18 protein-coding genes are annotated in these 19,693 nt (G+C 65.6%); 10 read left to right on the top strand and 8 right to left on the bottom strand.

The genetic code is table 11. The features are described 5' to 3' along the window. Positions 1 to 68: 68 nt before the first annotated feature. Positions 69 to 1,118: a porin gene (locus AC3WL8_RS06250; RefSeq protein WP_085959706.1), complete on the bottom strand. Its 1,050-nt coding sequence runs from the start codon at positions 1,116 to 1,118 to the stop codon at positions 69 to 71. Between the two features lie 313 nt (positions 1,119 to 1,431). On the opposite strand from AC3WL8_RS06250, the gene AC3WL8_RS06245 reads away from it, so the two are divergent. Continuing rightward, complete coding sequence (locus AC3WL8_RS06245) at positions 1,432 to 2,772, top strand: sigma 54-interacting transcriptional regulator (RefSeq protein WP_153953457.1); 1,341 nt, start codon at positions 1,432 to 1,434, stop codon at positions 2,770 to 2,772. A gap of 9 nt (positions 2,773 to 2,781) precedes the next feature. Here the strand turns inward: AC3WL8_RS06245 and AC3WL8_RS06240 are convergent, their stop codons facing one another. From AC3WL8_RS06240 to AC3WL8_RS06215, 6 genes are read right to left on the bottom strand one after another with little or no spacing between them, the layout of a single operon-like run. Then, positions 2,782 to 3,519: an amidohydrolase family protein gene (locus AC3WL8_RS06240; protein WP_013953263.1), complete on the bottom strand. Its 738-nt coding sequence runs from the start codon at positions 3,517 to 3,519 to the stop codon at positions 2,782 to 2,784. Continuing rightward, complete coding sequence (locus AC3WL8_RS06235; protein ID WP_013953264.1) at positions 3,516 to 4,367, bottom strand: hypothetical protein; 852 nt, start codon at positions 4,365 to 4,367, stop codon at positions 3,516 to 3,518. Before AC3WL8_RS06235 ends, AC3WL8_RS06240 begins: the two co-directional genes overlap by 4 nt. Then, positions 4,360 to 5,481, bottom strand: a complete 1,122-nt coding sequence (locus AC3WL8_RS06230; protein WP_211981663.1) for an 8-amino-7-oxononanoate synthase — start codon at positions 5,479 to 5,481, stop codon at positions 4,360 to 4,362. The genes AC3WL8_RS06235 and AC3WL8_RS06230 overlap by 8 nt, the downstream gene beginning before the upstream one ends. Before the next feature lie 12 nt (positions 5,482 to 5,493). Further along, positions 5,494 to 7,644, bottom strand: coding sequence for an 8-amino-7-oxononanoate synthase (locus AC3WL8_RS06225; RefSeq protein WP_492378010.1), 2,151 nt, complete (start codon positions 7,642 to 7,644; stop codon positions 5,494 to 5,496). A gap of 22 nt (positions 7,645 to 7,666) precedes the next feature. Beyond that, on the bottom strand, positions 7,667 to 9,025 hold the full coding sequence (locus tag AC3WL8_RS06220; RefSeq protein ID WP_211981665.1) for a hypothetical protein: 1,359 nt from the start codon (positions 9,023 to 9,025) through the stop codon (positions 7,667 to 7,669). Between the two features lie 17 nt (positions 9,026 to 9,042). Beyond that, a complete protein-coding gene (locus AC3WL8_RS06215; RefSeq protein ID WP_013953268.1) occupies positions 9,043 to 9,981 on the bottom strand; it encodes a hypothetical protein in 939 nt (312 codons plus the stop codon). 482 nt (positions 9,982 to 10,463) lie between these two features. Between AC3WL8_RS06215 and AC3WL8_RS06210 the strand changes: the two genes are divergently transcribed. Together AC3WL8_RS06210 and AC3WL8_RS06205 are read left to right on the top strand one after the other, a co-directional pair. Beyond that, the gene (locus AC3WL8_RS06210; RefSeq protein WP_492378009.1) at positions 10,464 to 11,402 is read left to right on the top strand and encodes an amino acid ABC transporter substrate-binding protein; all 939 of its coding nucleotides are present in this window, start codon (positions 10,464 to 10,466) and stop codon (positions 11,400 to 11,402) included. Between the two features lie 188 nt (positions 11,403 to 11,590). Continuing rightward, positions 11,591 to 11,902, top strand: coding sequence for a hypothetical protein (locus tag AC3WL8_RS06205; protein ID WP_013953271.1), 312 nt, complete (start codon positions 11,591 to 11,593; stop codon positions 11,900 to 11,902). A 69-nt stretch (positions 11,903 to 11,971) separates the two neighbouring features. Here AC3WL8_RS06205 and AC3WL8_RS06200 read toward each other — a convergent pair whose 3' ends face one another. Then, entirely contained in the window at positions 11,972 to 12,865 is an 894-nt protein-coding gene (locus AC3WL8_RS06200) for a hypothetical protein (RefSeq protein ID WP_013953272.1), read from the bottom strand. 222 nt (positions 12,866 to 13,087) lie between these two features. Between AC3WL8_RS06200 and AC3WL8_RS06195 the strand changes: the two genes are divergently transcribed. From AC3WL8_RS06195 to AC3WL8_RS06165, 7 genes are all read left to right on the top strand, one after another. Continuing rightward, complete coding sequence (locus AC3WL8_RS06195) at positions 13,088 to 13,654, top strand: HdeD family acid-resistance protein (RefSeq protein ID WP_153953455.1); 567 nt, start codon at positions 13,088 to 13,090, stop codon at positions 13,652 to 13,654. 277 nt (positions 13,655 to 13,931) lie between these two features. Beyond that, positions 13,932 to 15,671: a glycosyltransferase family 39 protein gene (locus AC3WL8_RS06190; RefSeq protein ID WP_153953454.1), complete on the top strand. Its 1,740-nt coding sequence runs from the start codon at positions 13,932 to 13,934 to the stop codon at positions 15,669 to 15,671. Between the two features lie 36 nt (positions 15,672 to 15,707). Then, entirely contained in the window at positions 15,708 to 16,079 is a 372-nt protein-coding gene (locus tag AC3WL8_RS06185) for an EamA family transporter (RefSeq protein WP_013953275.1), read from the top strand. Between the two features lie 51 nt (positions 16,080 to 16,130). Continuing rightward, entirely contained in the window at positions 16,131 to 17,303 is a 1,173-nt protein-coding gene (locus AC3WL8_RS06180) for a DegT/DnrJ/EryC1/StrS family aminotransferase (protein ID WP_013953276.1), read from the top strand. Continuing rightward, the gene (locus AC3WL8_RS06175; protein WP_013953277.1) at positions 17,282 to 18,274 is read left to right on the top strand and encodes a glycosyltransferase; all 993 of its coding nucleotides are present in this window, start codon (positions 17,282 to 17,284) and stop codon (positions 18,272 to 18,274) included. Before AC3WL8_RS06180 ends, AC3WL8_RS06175 begins: the two co-directional genes overlap by 22 nt. Continuing rightward, positions 18,274 to 19,209, top strand: a complete 936-nt coding sequence (locus AC3WL8_RS06170; protein WP_492378074.1) for a formyltransferase — start codon at positions 18,274 to 18,276, stop codon at positions 19,207 to 19,209. The genes AC3WL8_RS06175 and AC3WL8_RS06170 overlap by 1 nt, the downstream gene beginning before the upstream one ends. After that, on the top strand, positions 19,206 to 19,693 hold a 488-nt coding region (locus tag AC3WL8_RS06165; RefSeq protein ID WP_492378008.1), incomplete at its 3' end, for a bifunctional UDP-4-keto-pentose/UDP-xylose synthase. The genes AC3WL8_RS06170 and AC3WL8_RS06165, both read left to right, overlap by 4 nt.

Genomic DNA, 19,693 nt, shown 5'->3' with positions numbered 1-19,693 from the left:
GAAACCCGGGTGTCCCTTTGCCAGAATATTGGGCCCCCGGTTTGGCGCGCGCTCCGTGGCAAGGCGCATCAGAACCGGTGACGAACGCCCATCACCGCACCCACCTGATCCTTGCCAGGCTGTACGTTGAAGACGGCCGACGTGCCGCTGCCACTGTTGAAGCCGTTGACGCCTAGTGCCGAGTTATCCTTGTTTAGCGCGTAGGAGACTGACGCGTAGAGGTCGGTGCGTTTGCTGAGCGAATAATCGCTAGTAAGCACGAACTGCCACGGGTCGGATCCGGTCTGCCGGAAGTCCTGGTAGTAAGCCGCGCCAGTCAGGGAGAAAGCCGGCGTCACTTTGTAAGCCAGGCCCAGCCAGTAGAGGTTCGAGCCGGCATCAGCCGCCTGCGCGCCCGGCACGATAGCACCATCATGGGCCTTCGCCAGACGGTAGCCCGCATAAACCTTGGCATCACCCACCGCATATGTGGCAGCCACCGAAACGCGCCTCAGGACCGGCGCCTGGTTTGACGGCGTGCCGACGTGCGCATCGTCATAGGCCGCGCCCAGCGCAAAGGGGCCGGAGGCATAGTTGACGAACGCGCCGAAATTACGTCCGAATACGTTGCTGCCAGCCACTTCGCTGCCATTAGCCTGGAATGAGTAGAAAGCCAGTCCAGTCAGCTTTCCGAACTTGCCGACATACTTGATGGCATTGTCCGCGCGCGCGCCAAACTCCGGCGCAATCGAGAGGATGCTGTAGCGGTCGGCAATCGCATTGGGATCATAGAGATTGCCGAATTCGCGCATGCCGGTCTGCTGCCGCCCCAACAGCAGTGAGCCGTGTAGGCTATCGAGCCCTACATAGGCATTGCGGCCGAACAGACGCCCGCTCTGGCCCGAATTGCCGGTATCGATGTCGAAGCCGCTTTCCAGCAGAAAGACTGCCTTCAGCCCGCTGCCCAACTCCTCCACGCCCCGCAGCCCCCAACGCGAGCCAGACTGGTTCCCGGAAACCAGCCGCACGAGACTGTTGCCGTTGCGCCCTGCATTATTGTTGAATTCGATACCGGCGTCGGCAATACCGAACAGCGTCACCCCTGACTGGGCGTGTGCGCTTGCACAACACCCAATCATGGCGAAGAACAAGGATATATCAACGAGACGTAGTCGTCGCATGGTGGTCCCCCCTCTTTCTTCTTGATTTTTGGCCAGCAATGCGCCCGCGGCAATCATCCAAACGGTGGGCCCCCAAAGGATGGTCCTGGTAAAACCCATTCGGACTTGAAGTCACGCCAGAAACCAACTGCATATCAGCATAAAACACCCCTCAATTGCACTCCGACAGCGGCCACCTACGATAACTCCATTGTCAGGGCTCGCCTGCCATACCGCGCCTCGACTCCCCCGCAGTCCATCACCGAACTTCCATATTGCTCCGGGGTGCGGAATGCGTACTGTTCTCTATCAGGAAGATGCCGGGCAAGTCACGCACGCGCTGTGCAGGCACGGGTTGCCTGACGGAGTGAGCCTATCCGCAAGCGGTGACGGGCTGCTCGTGGTCGTCGTGCGTGCTGCGCCCAGCCGCGTGGCGGAGGCCGCGGAGCAATGGCTGCGCGGGCGGCCGTTGCCGGATGCCTTTATCGTCGGCTGCACGGACGAGACTCGCTGTCATTGCCGCCCCGAATCCTGGTGGCCATCGTCGGTTTGCGATATCGTGACCGCTGTCGATGATGACTCACTGCTGAAAGAACTGGCGCTGCGGCTTGCCCGGCTGGCGGAGCTCGAGGAGATCGTCACGTCCGACTGGCTGCGCCGGCGCGCTGTCGGAGAATCGATTGCATGGCGCAGCACCTTGCGTGCGGTGGCGGAGGCCGGCCGGCTTGGGCGCGGCGCTTGTCTGCTGCTTGGGGAAAGTGGCGTCGGCAAGGAGTTGCTGGCCCGGCTGGTGCATGATCTCGATCCTTCGCGCAGGCGTGGTCCGTTTGTCGTGGTCGACTGCACGACGCTGAGTCCCGAACTGTCCGGCAGCGAACTGTTCGGCCATGCCAAGGGTGCATTCACGCATGCCGTCACGGCGCGCGACGGCGCCGTGGCATTGGCGGACTGCGGAACGCTGTTTCTTGACGAGATCGGCGAACTCGAGCTGCCGCTCCAGGCGCGGCTGTTGCGCGTGATTCAGGAGCGGATGTACAAGCGCGTGGGGGAAGACACCTGGCGGCGCTCTGACTTTCGCCTCACCTGTGCGACGAATCGCGATCTCGAAGCCGAGGTGGAGGCCGGGCGCTTTCGCTGCGACCTGTATTTCCGCATCTCGCAATGGACCGTACGTGCACCGTCATTGTCGGAACGACGCGAAGATATCCCGCTGCTGGTGCGGCACTTCCTGAGCGAGCATGACGACGCGCCGCGTATTATGCCGGAGGTCATGGAACAGCTGATGTGCCGCGACTACCCCGGCAATGTGCGCGAGTTGCGCAACGTGGTATTACGCATGGCCGAGCGTCAGCGTGGCTTCGGTGTATTGAGCACAGGATCGCTCGATCGTCCGTCCATCCCTGCCGCTGCCGATACGCTCGCGGCATGGACGCAGATGCTGGCGCTTGCGGTGGAAGGCGCGCTTGATGCAGGGCTGGGTCTAAAACATATCGGGCAAATTGCCGAGACCATCGCCGTGCAGGCTGCCGAACGACGCACGGGATCGACCAACCGCGCCGCCGAGCTATTGCAGGTCACACCGCGCGCCTTGCAATTGCGACGGCAGGTGCGGCCCGATGGTGGCAGCGCGTAGGACCCGATCTCACGCAACCGATACACGTCGCAGCAATCGCAAGGCATTACCGCCCGCGATCCACGCGAACGCGTCGGCGGATGGACGCAAAGCGCGGATCTTGGCAAGTTCGAGGCCCGGGTGCAACCAGGGACCATCGGAGCCGAACAACAGCTTGTGCGGCCCCGCGCGATGCAGCGCCTCTTCAAGCAGATCGAAGCGGCGCACACCGGCGGTGTCGGCGAACAGGTTGGGATGCCGTTCGATCAGGTCAATCACGCGGCGCTGGGCCGCCCAGTCGTCGGCGAAACTACCAAGATGCGCGAACACGAACGCGACGCTGGGGTGCGTCTGCGCCAGCAGGCTTAGCGCACCGACATCGCCACCGGGGTCGTAGAGTACCGGCAGTTGCCAACGTTGCGCAGCATCGCAAACCTGTCGATGGATGGGTGCGTCGTGGTTATGCACCTTGATGCCGCGCAGTCCCAGCCGCAGGACCGCCTCCTCGATCATCGCGTGCACACGGTCACGGTCGCGCACGGCGTGGACCATCGCGAAGCCGGTCCAGCGACCCGGATCGGCACGCACCAACGCAGCGACGTCGCGATTCCCTTGCGCATAGTCAGACTGGAATACCGGCAGCAGAATCGAATGGCTGATACCCGCTTCGCGCGCCCGGCGTGCGTAAGCCGCCAACGGTGCCGTGGTGTCCCAGGGACCGGTCATGCCATCGCCCTGCCCGGCGTGGACGTGGAAGTCGAGGATCATGGCGCGGCGTAGGCATCGAAAGGCACTTCGAACTGCGTTCCCGCCTTGATATGCATCGTATTGGCCGTCGGCCGAAAGTCCTTTGCCAGCTCCGGGGGCATGGCGTTGCGTATGACAAGGTCTTTCTCACCGACTGTCACCAGATTGGTCAGCACCCGGTTCGCCAGCGTCGATGGCATTCCCGATCTAAGCCTTCCGTTCAATCGCAGCTTCCGATCCACCCAGCTGAGCAATGTGTGCTCGATTGCCGCCGCTACCGGGTTCTTCCGCGTAGGAGCGGTCCAGATGAATTTCGGTCCCACGCATGTAAGCGCCCGCTGGTACTGAAACCATTGTCTAAGCCGGGCTTCGAGCGCATTGGAGTGACCGATGTAGGTGGGCACCGCGCCATCACTGAATATGTAGACCCCAGGTCCCGCAACGCCGCGAGAAGCGTCTTCCAGGGAGCTCCAGCGCCTCCACTTCAGTTCGATATCCAATGACACGGGCGGCGGTGCCAACTTCGGCCGCAGATGTGTCAATTCCTCATCGAAGGCTTCGGACAGGTGCCCCAGCGACGGCATCGGGGACAAGCTCAGTCCCACCAGCGACAGCACGCCCTGCTGCTGGCGCGCCAGTAGACACGCCTGGCAACATGCACCCTCGCCCCGGCTCTCGAATCGCGCGGTACCCAGCCGCGGCTGGGTGCTGACGCGCCGAGCACGCGCAACAATCTGGCGCAGGTCGTTGACGAGCATCTGCGGCGGCGTTCCGGGCGGATAGCGGCGCGCGTCGGCCACGAGCCGCATCAGCCGGCGCATGCGCCACGGTGCCAGGTCAAGGATTTCGCCGTCTGCGGTCTTAAACATGATGCCTCCCCATGGACTTGGATAGCGTTTCGTCGGACGCGGGCAGCGCAGGCGCCGTCGCTGCCATCGTCTGCACCAGTCCGTCGATATCGGACAGCCGATGATCGGCACGCACGATCACGACCACCGCATGGCGGATCTCGGCATCGTGCAATAACGCGGTACGAAACCCACACGCACGCAGCGAGGCATGCAGCGCCTGTGTTCGCCCCGGCGTACTCAGATGAATACGTTGCATCGGATGCAGTGGCAGCGTTGCGGACAGATCTGGCAGCACGGTACGAGCCAGCGACAGCAGGCCCGCACGCAGCCGCCGCACGAAGTAGAGCAGGCGCGTACGCAGCCAGTCTCCGGTGCGCCGATTGGCGTCTAGTGCATCGAGCGCCGCCAACAGCGCGGCCTGGTTAGCAGCGCTGCAATGCGACTGCGTGGGACCATTGCACGCAATGTCACTGACCAACGCGGCGGGCCCGCACAGCGTGGCCAGCGGCACGCCGAATGCCTTGGCCCATGACGCCAACAGCAGGACCGGGTCCGATGGCCCCAGGCCGCCGTGCACGGCGATGCCACCACCACCCAGCCCCCACGGCTGCTTTGGTATGGGATGCTCACCGAGGAGCCCAAGGACCTGACTATGGTCGATCACGAGCAAGCCATCGCGTGAAGCGACGGCTTCCAGATATCCCTGCGGCGCGATCGGCATGCCGTTCCGCAGTGTGGCGTCTGTGATGACTGCCGGCGGCTTGCCCGCCCTGCTACGGCGCAATACGCCTACCAGTGCGGCAGGATCGCCATGCGCGAACCACGACAGCGATGCGCCCAAGCCACTTACGCGCTCGAGGCTCCAGCGCATGACCGGATATAGCGCTTCGTCGGCAATCAACACGTGGCTGCGCGCGAGGCGGTCGAAGGTATCGATCGCCAGATGCAGCGTGGACGGCGCCACCGCACCCGCCTCGCAACCCTGCAACTCGGCTGCGCGCGCGGCAACGCCACGCGCCTGCGGCGATGCCGCGAGCGATGCGGGCACACCGCTCGTCAATGCGGCATAGTCGCCGAGGCGCGCGGCCGGATGCGTCATGCCAAGGTATAACGCCGAGGCAAAGTCGATCATGGCCGCGGCCCCTCACGCCACCCGCTTCCCTTTGTACTCGTGCAACCGGCGCAGCAGATGCATGCCCGGGACCTGCACGTCCACCGGCTCAGCACCCACGTCGACGCCCGTTACCGCGCGATACGAGTGGATATACGCCTGGATCTCAGGCCGGAAGAATGCGGCCCAGTTGGCAGCATTCGCGGGATCGTGGATCGAGTTCCAGTCGCTCCAGCGGATCGACGCCACGATCTGCTCGCCCATGGTGGCGAGCTGCCAGAACTGGTAGGGATTGGTGTCGCCCCAGCCCTGCAGCTTGCGCATGCTTTCCACCGAATGCATCCACGGCTCAGGGTACGCGATCATCGAGCGCCGCGGCAGGAACTCGCGGAACTCGGGCCGCGCCAGCATCCATTGCTGCATCATCATTTCCACGCGTGATGTAGTGGGCAGATCGCGGAACTGGTTGTGCGCGCCTTCCGAAAGAATCAGGTGGACTTCGCGCAGCGCGTTGAGCAGCGGGAACCCGTCCGGCACCACCGTGGTGTCGTCGGCCTGGCGGAAGAACGGCACGCACAGATTGAGCAGCGTATGGAACGCGGCGAGGAACTTGCTGCGCGTGTCGGCCGCTTGCATGCGCGGCACCGCCTTGCCGATCAGCTGGAACCCGTATTCGTGCAGATACTCCGCGGCGCGGCGCTCGATCGGCAGCCGGTGCTGCTCGTCCTGGACCCAGCCCCAGATCATGTTGTTGAGCGGCCGCAGCGGATCCATCTCGAGTGCGCCAAGCGGATCGTTCGGGCCCGACGCTACGTTCTGGAAGCGGCGCGAGATGGCGTTCATCGTCTGCACGAGCTGGAGCTCTTCCATCCAGTAACTCCAGATCAGTTCGACGAGGGGCGGCTGCGCGAGCTTGGCCGAGACATTGCGGTTCCAGAATTGCAGCCAGAGACATCCCTCGCCACACATGTCCCGCTTCTCGCCGGCGAGCGTGATTTCATCGTCGACCATGTTCTCGATCATGCCCGCGGCATCGGTACCGCCCATGGCCAACGCCACACGCTGCAGGTAGGGAATGGCCGGCGGAATGTTGTTTTCCTCGCCGAAGTACTTGAGGGCCAGTGCCTTGATATCGGGCTCGGTGAGGTTCAGCCCCAACCGTTCATTCGCGAGGTCGCGAACAGCGGGATCGGCAATCAGCAGGTCTACCATCGCCTGCAGCTCCGAGGCCGGCGGTACCACAGCGCCCCAGGTCACGACGAATGCTTCGGTCGCGACCTTGAGGGCGCGATAGGCATCAGTGTCCGTGAATGGCAGAAAGCGGCGGTGACTGAGTTCGACGGCCTTTTTGTACAGCGGTGCGTTAGTGCCGACGTCCCTGCCGACATCCCCTGATTTAGCGAACGATTTCGGGAAGAACAGGCGGTCCATCTGTTCGATATAGTTGTCCCACCCGAGCGTCACCGAATTGAGCTTGATCAGCATCCACAAGCCGACGTCACCGGTCAATGCGCGGGTGGTGCGCTGGAGCGTGACGGGCCTGGGATGACCGTCGTGTTCCCGCGACATCGGGCCGGAGCGCTCGGTGATGGGGTCGGGGAGCGGGAGATAGCGGTGCGTCTTAGGTGTTACCGCCGGCAGATTGGCTGAGGCGGCGGCTTCGGCAGGCATCGCGATCGGCGTAGCATGCAGAGCAGTGGCCGTAGCGATGATCGTCGGATCCGGTGTGGGCGCCGGCGCCACGACGGCGGGTGCCGCAACCGTCTCCGGTTGATCTGCGGCCAATGTCGCGTAGATCATCACTCCGTTGTCATGATCTAGCGTCGCGCTCAGAATCGTATACGGCATCGCGTGCGATTCAAAGTCCGATAAGGTGAACATGCTCTGGAGCCTGTGCCTGAATTCGACTATTTGCTTGTCGATGTCCGGCCCGTTTGGGCCCCTCTCAACCCCTTGCCCTTTAAGCCAAATTTTCAATTCGACACGGTACGCGGGATCGTAGTCCACGCTACTTTCCTTGGGGAAACTCAGGAAATCGGGCATGGAATCAGCGATGTACTGACAGTCTCGGACGACAACCCATGCGTGCTTGAGCACGCTGCGGGGGTTCGGTAGCTCGTGCTTCCCTTTTCCAATCGCCGCACGCGGGCGAAGCTGGACCGGCAGATAGATCTCGCTCATCATCGTTCTCCTTGATCATCGAGCTTCACGCATACGCCGCAAACGGCAACCCATGACTCTGGCGCGGCGCTGGCACCGGCCGCCGCTGGTTCAGCACTACGCTCAGTTGCGGGTCTCCCGCGCGCCACGGCAGATACCCCGCCAGTGCCCAGCGCTGCAGCAGTTCCGAAATCACGCCCAGTTCCTGACTGGCGGGCAGCAGCCCACTGAAGCGCGCCTGCCCGAGTACCGCGAACGCGAGCGTGGGGGTATCGGCCAGGTACTGCTGCGGCCTGGACCTGACCATGTGCCAGCGTTGCAGCAGCAGGCGCGGATGGCGGTCGGGCAAACGCAAGGCTTCGCCAAGCATGCGTCCCTGCAACGACGGCGGGCGGATTGACAGCAGCGCCGACACGAAAGCGGGGATGGCCGCGCCTAGCGTCTCGAACGACTTTCGCTGGCTGGCCGACATTTGCGAGGGCGGATACAGTCGCTCCCACAGCTGCGCCAGTTCGGCCCACTGCGGATGGGGATAGAGCGCGTTGCCCATGGCGATCGACAGCTTGACGCGGATCCACGGCGCCGGGTGGGGATCGTCGAGATTGATGCGCAGGACGAACGCGCGCGGCAGGCTCACCACGCTCATCAGCCCGCAGGTCGCCGCGATGCCAACGCGCGACACCGCCCACAGATCCGCGACAATCTCGCTGATCCAGCGCTCCCAGACCCGCCAGATCGAATGTGCCGGACCGCATCCGAAGCTGGCCGCCGACGCGCGCCGGTAGCTGTTCACGAGATCGAGCAACGCCGCTGCCTGGTGCCCGACCTCATGAAACAGCGACGCGGCCACGCCGGTGCCGACCATGCGTTCGCGCGGCATGCGAATCACCGCGACCGGATTGGCGCCACCGCCCGGCAGGCGCGTGCGTGCGCGCCGGATGGCACCGCCATGCCCGCGCTCCACGTAGCAGATGACCGGTGGCGGCGCCATCGACAGGCCCGGCTGCCTGAGCCCGTCCTGCGCCGCCACGTCGAGCCCCGACAGCCAGATGCCCGTGCCATGCTGGCTGCGCTGCGTCAGCACTTCCGCAAAGATCTCGAAGTGCGTCAGTGCCGCATGGAAATAGAGCTTGAGCAAGGCGTAGCGTTGCTGCGCACGGGCCACGTCGACGGGCACCGGCAGCGCGTGCCGCAGATCGCGCAGGAACCGCGCGATGCGGATGCGCAACTGCCTGCGCGCGGCCTGCATATGACGCTCGATGGCCCCCATCGCTTCGTCGCTGACATTGGCGGCGGGCACCATCGGCATCTGCAGCGCATAGGGCAGCTGGGCATCGAGCCGGGCGCGTATGCCCAGCACCTCCTGCTCGAGCAGGCGCAGCGCGTGCGTGCATGCGTTGGTCACGGCGGGTCTCCGCGCGCTCAGTACGCCGGCCGCGGCGACGCGAGATACAGAATGATGGCGCGGCCATTGCGCGAGCGGCGCCAGGTGCCGCGGGCGGGGATCGCATGCACATGGCCCGTCGGGCGGGTGCCGCAGGTGGGGCAGGTCGCTGTCGCGCCGGCAATGCCCGTAACGCCGGGAGCGCCGGTCGCGCCGTTGACAGCGGGGACGCCGCCGAACGTCGGGGGCGCGGGCACAGTTTCCGTTGCCCCGCCGAAGATCGGCATGGGCAATTGGCGTGCGGAAGCCACACCGTTCTGCGAGATGGCACGCATCGCTGGCAGCAGGCCCGGCGCCACCTGCCGCGCACCGCGCAGGAACGCAATGCGCGCCGCGCGTGCGGGCGGCATATTGCGCGGCATCGACATGAGGTGGTTGGTCGCATGCTGGCCGATCCTGACCAGCCGGCGCGCGACTTCGAATTCGCGGTCCTCGTTACTGAGTCCCTCGAGCTCGAGCCCGAGCGCACTGCCGGCCATGCCCGCGAGCTTGCCGCCGATCAACCCACCCGCCCCTGGAACCACCAGATTGCCGAGCGCCGATCCGACGATCGGCAGTGCCGACTTGGTAGCGGAACGCAGAATGCCGCCGAGCGCCTTGCCGGCCGCCGACCGGGCGAATCCCGTGGCCGCACGGCCTACAGACCTGACCAGGCCGCCAAGGAACTGTTCAAGCTCCTGCTCGCTGTTCACCGCCAGCAGCTCCGCGGCGAGCTCGAGTTCATGCATCTCGCCCGAGACTTCCTGCTCGAACTCGTTCTCGAACTCATGCTCGGCCTGTTCGAACTCGTTCTCGAACTCGTTGGCGAATTCGTTCTCCTGCTCGAATTCACCCGACATTTCCGTGGCGAGTTCGTGTTCGAACTCGTTGTAGCCAGCGCTCCAACCGCCAGGCCTCGAGCTTCCGATATCGTGCATTTGCGGCTCCTTTCCGTTGAGGTAGGCGAGAGAGAACCTCGCGAACCAGCTAACGCAGGAGCCGTGCCATCGCGTCACAAGACGATAGGCCGCTGATTTATTGGGGAATTTTGCCGATGGGCGGACCACAGGAGCGCGAAGATTGCTTCGCTTTCAAGGGCTATCGCTAGACTGGACGCGAAGCAGGCTTCGCCGATGGCATCCAGTACCGCGGCGAAAACAGCATGTCCTGCCGCTGCAGGCTGCACAGCTGCGCCTGTGTCTGCCGTAGCCCAACTCGCGCAGCATCGCGGCTAGATTTCAGCGCCGCCATCTCAATGGCGTGCCCGAACCAGACGTATGGCCCCCACTCGGACCTCGGGGGGAAAAAAGCTTTCGGGGCAGGAATTTGCTTATGACAACAATGTCCTTCGCCCGCCCCTGACCAGGGGTATACCCTTGCGTCTTTGCCGCATTGCCGGCCGCTTTCCGGTTTCCCCCGCATGCCTGCCTTCACCCTGCCCGCACTGTCCGCCCGACTCTTCCGCGCCCGCCGCTCGCTGGCGGCTGTCGCCCTCGCCGTCATGTCCGCTGCCGCGCTGGCGCCGGCGCTGGCCAACGCCCAGAGCCCTGTGCTCGACAAGATCCGTGAATCCGGCACCATCGTGCTCGGTTACCGCGAGTCGGCACTGCCATTCTCGTTTGCCGACGATAAGGGCCAGCCTGCCGGCTATGCGGTCGACCTGTGCCTGCGCGCGGCCGAAGCGGCGCGCCAGCAACTGGGCCTGAAAGACCTGAAAGTGCGCTGGATGCCGCTCACGCCGCAGAACCGCATTCCTGCCGTGGTCAACGGGCTGGTGGACCTGGACTGCGCCCCCAACACCAATTCTCTCGAGCGCCAGAAGCAGGTTGCGTTCAGCGTCTCGCACTACGTGTCGACCGTGCGCATGCTGGTGCGCGCCGACTCTGGCATCCGCTCGTTCGGCGACCTGCGCGGCAAGACCGTGGTCACCAGCGCCGGGTCGACCGGCGACCGCCACGTGCGCCGCATGAAGGCCCAGTACGGCTACCACGACGTCTACGCCAAGGACCACGGCGAATCGTTCCTGCTGCTCGAATCCGGCCGTGCGCAAGCCTTCGTCATGGACGACGTGCTGCTGGCCGGCCTGCGCGCCCGCGCCAAGGACCCGTCGCAGTACGTGATCGTAGGCCCGGCGCTGTCGGTGGAGCAGAATGCGCTGATGCTGTCCAAGGCCGATCCGGAATGGAAGCGCCTGGTCGACCAGGCGCTGGCCAACACCTTTGCCGGCCCGGAGGTCACGGCGCTGCAGAAGCGCTGGTTCCAGCAGCCCATCGGCAGCCGCGGCATCAACCTGGCGCTGGCGCCGTCCGGCGAGGTGCGCGCGGCCTGGAAGCACCCGTCGGACGCGGTCACGGAGTAAGCCGGCAAGCGGTCCCCAACCTCAATCGGCCTGGGGCCGCAATTCAGGGTTTCCATGAGGTCGTGGCGCCTGGGCAAGCCCCAAGTTGACAGCGATCAACGATGTTGGCGACACTGGGCCAAGCCGTCCCGTGCAAGGGACAGGCCACATACACGACCGCCCGACGGCGGCATTTTTCAGGAGAAACCATGAACAAGTTCGTCGCGACCGCGATCGCACTCTGCCTTGGCGCCGCTTCGCTGGCCGTGCAGGCACAGACCGGCGGCAAGAAGCAGTTCGATCCGTATTCCCAGGGCGCCAAGTCGGGTGAGAAGTTCGACCCGTACACCCAGGGGGCCAAGGCCGGCGACAAGTTCGACCCGTACACCCAGGGCGCGAACAAGAGCACCCGCAGCGAGCTGACCGACGCTTCCGCGCCGGCCGCCGAGCAAAAGCCGGCCAAGAAGTCCACCAAGAAGAAGAGCAAGAAGAAGGCTGCTTCGGCGCCGGCTGCCAGCTGAGCCGCAAGCGCCTGACGCAAAAAATCCCGCCTTGGCGGGTTTTTTTGCGTCCTGCCCGGGCGCACCAGCCTATGGCGCTTGCGTGTCGCTCTCCAGCGCGGTGACATCGATGCGCTGCACCTTGTCATCCTGGCGCACTTCCGTGCGCAGCACGAAGGCGTCGGCCGGGCAGTACCAGTCGGTTACGTGCATCACGGTCGGCTCGACCTGCACGACTTCTTCGCCAACCAGCACCGGCCCCAGCGAGGTGCGCTTCTCGTAGGTGACCGGCAGGCATTCCTTGCGTCCCAGGACGGTATTGATCGTCTGCCGCTTGCCGACGTGGCGCGAGCCGATATGGATCGACGCATGCTGCGCCCGCACGGTGCTGACCACGTCATCCGATCCCAGCGGGTAGACCTTCAGCGAGACGCTCGATTCAAAGGTCTCGCCCTCCAGCGTGGCGCCCTCGCGCAGGTCCAGGCCGGCATAGTTGAACACGCCCATGCCGCGGAAGGCCGCCTCGCCGTACATGCGCGCGTAGCGGGCGCGGGCATTGATGACGGCATGCTGGCTTTCGATGCTGGTCTGGCCGCCGGGCGAACGGCGGTCGATCACCACTTCATGCACCTGGGTGGTAATCACCGGCGGCCCCATCAGCGCCGACAGGGCAGTCTTGGAATTGATCTCCAGTTGGGCGCGGCAGCCGGTTGGACTGCGCACCACGTCGCGCAGGGTCATGCCGACCGACATTGGCATCACGCCGTCGCCTTCCATCTGCACGTGCGAGCCCGAGCGGAACCACGGGGCACTGCACAGCACGGCCGCCGCCGATGCCTGCGCCTGGGTTGCCGCGGCCTGCGCCACGGCCGGGCCCGCGCCCGGCAGCGCCGCCGCACCCTGTGCGCCGGCGTCCTGCGCCAGGGCCATGGCCGCGCCCGCCACCAGGCCTGCCAGCCAGTCTTGCTGCGCCTTTGTCTTCACATGAATCCCCGTCTAGAATGTCCAGGCGCCCCCCGACCCAGCGCCCGGCTTGCCAGGCGGTCGCCTGGACACCGAAATTATCGCGTTTTGTTGCGTGTGTAACTCGGATTTTTCGCGCAGCATGGCCTGCAAGGCCAGACGCCATATCGTCAGGCCGTCAGTAATTTCCGTGCCGCCGGGTTTTCTCGATGCCGGCCCATTCCGGGCCCAGTGGGAGATTCCATGCTTCAGTACTACGCGAAACTCTGGTGGGTAGTTGCCCTGCGCGGGCTGTTTGCCGTGATCTTCGGCTTTTTTGCCTTTTTTGCGCCGATCGCGACGCTGGCGGCGCTGGTCATTGTCTTCGGCGCCTATGCCGCGGCGGATGGCCTGATGGCGCTGCTGATGGCGGTCTCCGGCAAGGACCGCGAAACCAGCGACCGCTGGATCCTGGCACTGCAGGGCCTGCTTGGGCTGGGCGTGGGCGCGCTGACCTGGTTCAGCCCGGCCATCACCGCGCTGTCGCTGCTGCTCTATATCGCCGCCTGGACGCTCGCCACCGGCGTGCTGCAGATCGTGGCGGCGATCAAGCTGCGCAAGGAGATCCCGAACGAGTGGTGGCTGATCCTGGCCGGGCTGGTCAGCATCGCCTTCGCCTTCCTGGTCCTGTGGCGGCCAGTGGCCGGGGCGCTGGCGGTACTGTGGCTGATCGGTTCCTGGGCCATCGTGTGCGGCATCCTGCTGATCGGCGTGGGCCTGCGCCTGCGTCGCGCCCGCCCGACGGCGCCTGGCGTGCAGCGTCCGGCCTGAACAGCACTTTCCTTTCCCTGGCAGCGGCAATCCCGCCGCCCCCTGCAGGCCCGTCCCCGGCACTGCGGGGGCAACCTGCCCGCCGTGCTACCATTGCCGGCCTCGCGTGGCCGAGGCGGCAGTGGCGCGCCGGGCACATGCCAGCCTGCCGGCCGCGGGCGGCTTGCCTGCCCGGTGTCCACCAACAGGCAAGGCCATGCGTTGTGATGGCTTCCCCTCACCGCGCGCCCACGCAGGACCATCGATCATCGATCCGTCGCGCTTTTCCAGGAGATCTATGCGTAGTTCATCGACCTCGCGGGCTGCCGCGCTGTCCGTTGGAGCCGCCACCGCCGGTGCGGTAGCACTGGCCAGCCTGTTTATCCTGCTGGTCTGGTTCGGCACCCTCGACATGCGCCACCTGCTGCGCTCCGATGAAGGCCGCTACGCCGAGATTGCCCGCGAGATGTTCGCCACCGGCGACTGGGTGACGATCCGCTACCAGGAACTCAAGTATTTCGAGAAGCCGCCCTTCCACCTATGGGTGACCACGCTGGCCTACACGCTGTTTGGCGTGGGCGACTGGCAAGCGCGGCTGTGCGTGGCGCTGTCCGGCATGCTGGGGCTGGGCGTGTCGATGCTGGCCGCGGCACGCTGGTACGGCCGGCGCGTGGCGGTGCTGACGGGGCTGGTGCTGGTTTCCGCGCCGATGTGGAATATCGCCGGCCACTTCAATTCGCTGGACATGACGCTGGCCGGCGCCATGGCGTGCGTGCTGGCCTTCATGCTGCTGGCGCAGCACCCGGATGCCACCCGCGCCGAACGCCGCAACTGGATGCTCGCCTGCTGGGCGGCAATGGGCGTGGCGGTGCTGGTCAAGGGGCTGGTCGGGCTGGCGCTGCCGGGGCTGGTGCTGGTGGTCTACACGCTGGTGACGCGCGACTTCGGCCTGTGGCGCCGCCTGCATCTGCCGGGCGGCATCGTCGCGATGCTGGTGGTGACGGTGCCGTGGTTCTGGCTGGTGTCGGAGCGCAATCCGGAATTCCTGCGCTTCTTCTTTATCCACGAGCATTGGCAACGCTATACCTCGAACGTGCACCAGCGCGAAGGCGCGATCTGGTACTTCGTGCCGCTGCTGCTGGCCGGTTTCCTGCCCTGGCTGGGCCTGTTTCCGCAAATGTGGAAGGCCGTGCGCGAGCGCGCCGGGGTCGAACGCGGCACCTCGCCGCGGCCATTCCAGCCCGCCTTGCTGGCAGCGCTGTGGGCCGTGGCGATCTTTGTCTTCTTCAGCCTGTCTGGCTCCAAGCTGCCCGGCTATATCGTGCCGATTTTCCCGGCACTGGCGTTGCTGGCCGGCGTGGCACTGGACACGGTGACGGAACGCACCTGGCGCTGGCAGGTCAATACCATGATCGCGCTGGGCGTGGTCGGGCTGCTGGCGTGCCCGTTCGTCGGCATGATGGACAAGCCCGGCATGCCCAATGTGGTCTATCGCGAATTCGCCATGTGGATCGGCATCGCCTTCGCGGTGCTGCTGGCCGGCGCACTGCTGGCGCGCCGGCTGCTGCGCACGCGCGGGGTGTTTCCCAGCGTGGTGGCCTATGCGCTGGCGATGTTCCTCTGCTCCACGGTGGCGCTGCGCGGTCACGAGGCCATGGGCCGGCCCAGTTCCGGCGTGGACCTGGTGCCCGCCATCAATGCCGTGCTGACGCCGGACATGCCGCTGTACAGCGTGGGCATGCTGGACCACACGCTGCCGTTCTACCTGCGCCGCACCACCATCATGGTGGAGCATCCGGACGAGCTGGAATTCGGCGTCGGCCAGGAACCGCAGAAGTGGATCCCGACCATCGATGGCTTTATCGCCCGCTGGCAGGACGGCAAGCGCGCGGTAGCGATCATGTCGCCCGCGACCTACGATGCACTGGCTGCGCGCGGCGTGCCGCTGCACCGGATCGCCGGTGACCGCCGTCGGGTGGCGGTCGCCAATTTCGCACTGCCGGGCAACGGCCCGCAGACGCAACCCCCAGGACAGTAACCTGCAACTCCTGCAACCCCTGCACTACGCAGCGCCATGACGCTTTCCACCTTCGCTTTCATCCTGACCGGCGTGCTGCTCAATGCGGCAGCGCAACTGTTGCTCAAGGCCGGCGTCAACGCCGTCGGCGCCATCACGATGGACCGCGGCACGCTGCTGGTGACAGCGCTGCGCGTGCTGACCCAATGGCCGGTGCTGGCCGGGCTGACGCTGTACGTGGTCAGCGTGGGCGTATGGATCGTGGGGCTGTCGCGCGTGGACGTGTCGATCGCCTACCCGATGCTGTCGCTCGGCTATGTGGTCAACGCGCTGGCCGCCTGGTGGCTGTTTGGCGAGATGATCGGCCCCTTGCGCGTGGCCGGCATCCTGCTGATACTGGCGGGCGTCTTCCTGATCGCGCGCTCATGACGCGCCTGCGCGCCGCCAGGTCCGACACCGACCGTTCTCCTTCGCCCTGCCATGACCGCATCTGCCCCTGAATTCCTGCCTTTTGTCCGGCCTGACATCGACGCCGCCGCCATTGCCGAAGTCGGCAAGGTGCTGGCCTCGGGCTGGATCACCTCCGGCCCGAAGATGCAGGCCTTCGAGGCCGCGCTGTCGGACCTGTTCGGCGGACGCCCGGTGCGCACCTTCGCCAACGGCTCGGCAACGATGGAAATCGCGCTGCGCATTGCCGATATCGGGCCGGGCGATGAGGTCATCACCACGCCAATCACCTGGGTCGCCACTGCCAACGTGGTGCTGGCAGTGGGCGCGCGGCCGGTGTTCGTCGACATTGACCCGCGCACGCGCAATCTCGACCTGGATGCCGTCGAGGCCGCGATCACGCCGCGCACGCGCGCCATCATGCCGGTGTACCTGTCGGGCCTGCCGGTGGACATGGACCGCCTGTACGCCATTGCCCGCAAGCACGGGCTGCGCGTGATCGAGGATGCCGCGCAGGCAATCGACTCGCGCTGGCGCGGCCAGCGCATCGGCGCCTTTGGCGACCTGGTCAGCTTCAGCTTCCAGGCCAACAAGAACATCACCACCATAGAAGGCGGCTGCCTGGTGATGAACACGCCCGAAGAAGCCGTGCGCGCCGAGCGCCTGCGGCTGCAGGGCGTGATCCGCACCGGCATGGATGGCATGGATGTCGAAGAGCCCGGCGGCAAGTTCAACTTGACCGACGTCAACGCCGCGGTCGGCCTGGCGCAGCTGGGCAAGCTTGACGCCATCACCGCGCGCCGAGCCGAACTGGCCGCGACGTATTTCCGCTGTGCCGCCGACAGCGGCCTGGAAGCGCTGGGCATCGAGCTGCCGCAAGCGCTGGATGCGCACGCCGCCACCACCAACTGGCACATGTTCCAGGTGGTGCTGCCGACTGAGCGCCTGCAAGGCGGCCCGGCCCAGGCGCGCCAGCAGGTCATGGAGGCCATGCGCGAGCGCGGCATCGGCACCGGCGTCCACTACCCGCCCATTCATCTTTTCACCTACTACCGCTCGCTCGGCTGGCGCGAAGGCATGCTGCCGCATGCCGAACGCATCGGGCGCGGCATCGTCACGCTGCCGCTGTTCCCCGCGATGCAAGCCACCGATGTCGAGCGGGTCTGCGCAATCCTCAGCGAAACATGCAAACGTCTCTCCAAATGAGCCCGGTCGAAGTCTCGGTCGTCATCCCGGTCTACAACGAAGAAGACGGGCTGCAAGCCCTGTTCGACCGCCTCTATCCGGCGCTGGATGGCCTCGGCGAGTCGTACGAGATCATCTTCATCAACGACGGCAGCGTCGACCGCTCGGCGCAGATGCTGGCGGCGCAGTTCCACAAGCGCCCGGATGTGACCCGGGTGGTGCTGTTCGCCGGCAACTTCGGCCAGCATATGGCGATCCTGGCGGGCTTCGAGCACACCCGCGGCAAGATCGTGATCACGCTGGACGCCGACCTGCAGAACCCGCCGGAAGAAATCCCGCGCCTGGTCGAAGCCATGCGCGCCGGCCACGACTACGTCGGCACCATCCGCCGCCAGCGCAACGACACCGCGTTCCGCCGCTATGCCTCGCGCGCGATGAACCGGCTGCGCGAGCGCATCACCAAGATCCGCATGACGGACCAGGGCTGCATGCTGCGCGCCTATGACCGCAATGTGATCGACACGATCAATGCCTGCCGCGAGGTCAACACCTTCATCCCCGCGCTGGCCTACACCTTTGCTTCCAATCCGGTGGAGATCGAAGTCGGTCACGAACAGCGCCATGCAGGCGAATCCAAGTATTCGCTGTACCAGCTGATCCGCCTGAACTTCGACCTGGTGACCGGCTTCTCGATCGTGCCTCTGCAGTGGTTCTCGGCCATCGGCACGATCCTGTCGCTGTGTTCAGGCGTACTGGTGGTGGTGCTGCTGGTCCGGCGCTTCCTGTTCGGTTCGGAAGTCCAGGGTGTGTTCACCCTGTTCGCCATGAACTTCTTCCTGATCGGCATCCTGCTGTTCGGCGTGGGCCTGCTGGGCGAGTACGTCGGCCGCATCTACCAGGAAGTGCGCGACCGCCCGCGCTACCGCATCAAGGCAGTGCTGGAAGCGGACCCGCAGCGTGTCACGCCGGCAGCCGCCGGCGCGGAGCAATGATGCGCGCCGTCGTCTTTGCCTACCACAATGTCGGCGACCGCTGCCTGCGCGTGCTGCATGCGCGCGGCGTGGAGGTGGCGCTGGTGATCACGCACCGCGACCGCCCCGACGAGAACATCTGGTTCCGCCGCGTGGCCGACACCGCCGCCGAGCTGGGCATCCCCTTCGTCTATGGCGAGGACCCTGCCGATCCCGCCATCGCCCAGGCTGTGCGCGACGCGCGCCCGGACGTCATCTTCTCGTTCTACTACCGCGCCATGATCCCGGCGGGCGTGCTGGCGCTGGCCCCCGGCGGCGCCTTCAACATGCACGGCTCGTTGCTGCCCAAGTACCGCGGCCGCGTGCCGGTGAACTGGGCGGTGCTGCGCGGCGAGACCGAGACCGGCGCCACGCTGCACGCCATGGAAGCCAAGCCTGACGCGGGCTATATCGTCGACCAGACCGCGGTGCCGATCCTGCCGGACGACACTGCCGGCGAAGTCTTCGAGAAAGTCACCGTTGCCGCCGAGCAGACGCTGTGGCGTGCCCTGCCCGCGATGATCGCCGGACAGACGCCGCAACACCCCAACCGGCTGGCCGAGGGCAGCTACTTCTCCGGGCGCAAGCCGGAAGACGGCCGCATCGACTGGAGCCGCCCGGCCGCCGAGGTCTACAATCTCGTGCGCGCCGTCGCACCGCCCTATCCCGGCGCGTTCACCGACCTCGCCGGGCTCCGCTTCATTGTGGCGCAGGCGCGCCGGCCGCTGACGAAGCTCGCGCTGCCCGCCGGTACGGCGCCCGGCCTGCATGTGCACGACGGCCAGATCATCGGCCTGTGCGGCGACGGCGGCCTGGTGATGGTCATCCGATTGCTGGCACAAGATGGCTCGGCACTCACGCCGCAGGCCTTCGCCAAACTTATCCATACCGAACAATCCAACAAGGAAAACCGATGAAAAAGGTCCTGATTCTTGGCGTCAACGGCTTCATCGGCCACCACCTGACGCGCCGCATCCTGGAAACCACGCCGTGGGAGGTCTACGGCATGGACATGTCGTCGGACCGCCTCGGCGACCTCGTCGACCATCCGCGCATGCACTTCTTCGAGGGTGACATCACCATCAACAAGGAGTGGATCGAGTACAACATCCGCAAGTGCGACGTGGTACTGCCGCTGGTGGCCATCGCCACCCCGGCCACCTACGTGCGCCAGCCGCTGCGCGTGTTCGAGCTGGACTTCGAGGCCAACCTGCCGATCGTGCGCGCCGCGGTCAAGTACGGCAAGCACCTGGTGTTCCCGTCGACCTCCGAGGTCTACGGCATGTGCAGCGACGAAGAGTTCGACCCCGAGGCCTCGCCGCTAGTCTACGGCCCGATCAACAAGCCGCGCTGGATCTACGCCTGCTCCAAGCAGCTGATGGACCGCGTGATCCACGCCTA

The sequence above is a fragment of the Cupriavidus sp. FW305-F7 genome (assembly GCF_058782875.1).
The sequence above is the reverse complement of the archived record's forward strand: the minus strand, read 5'-3'. Positions and strand labels throughout refer to the sequence as shown.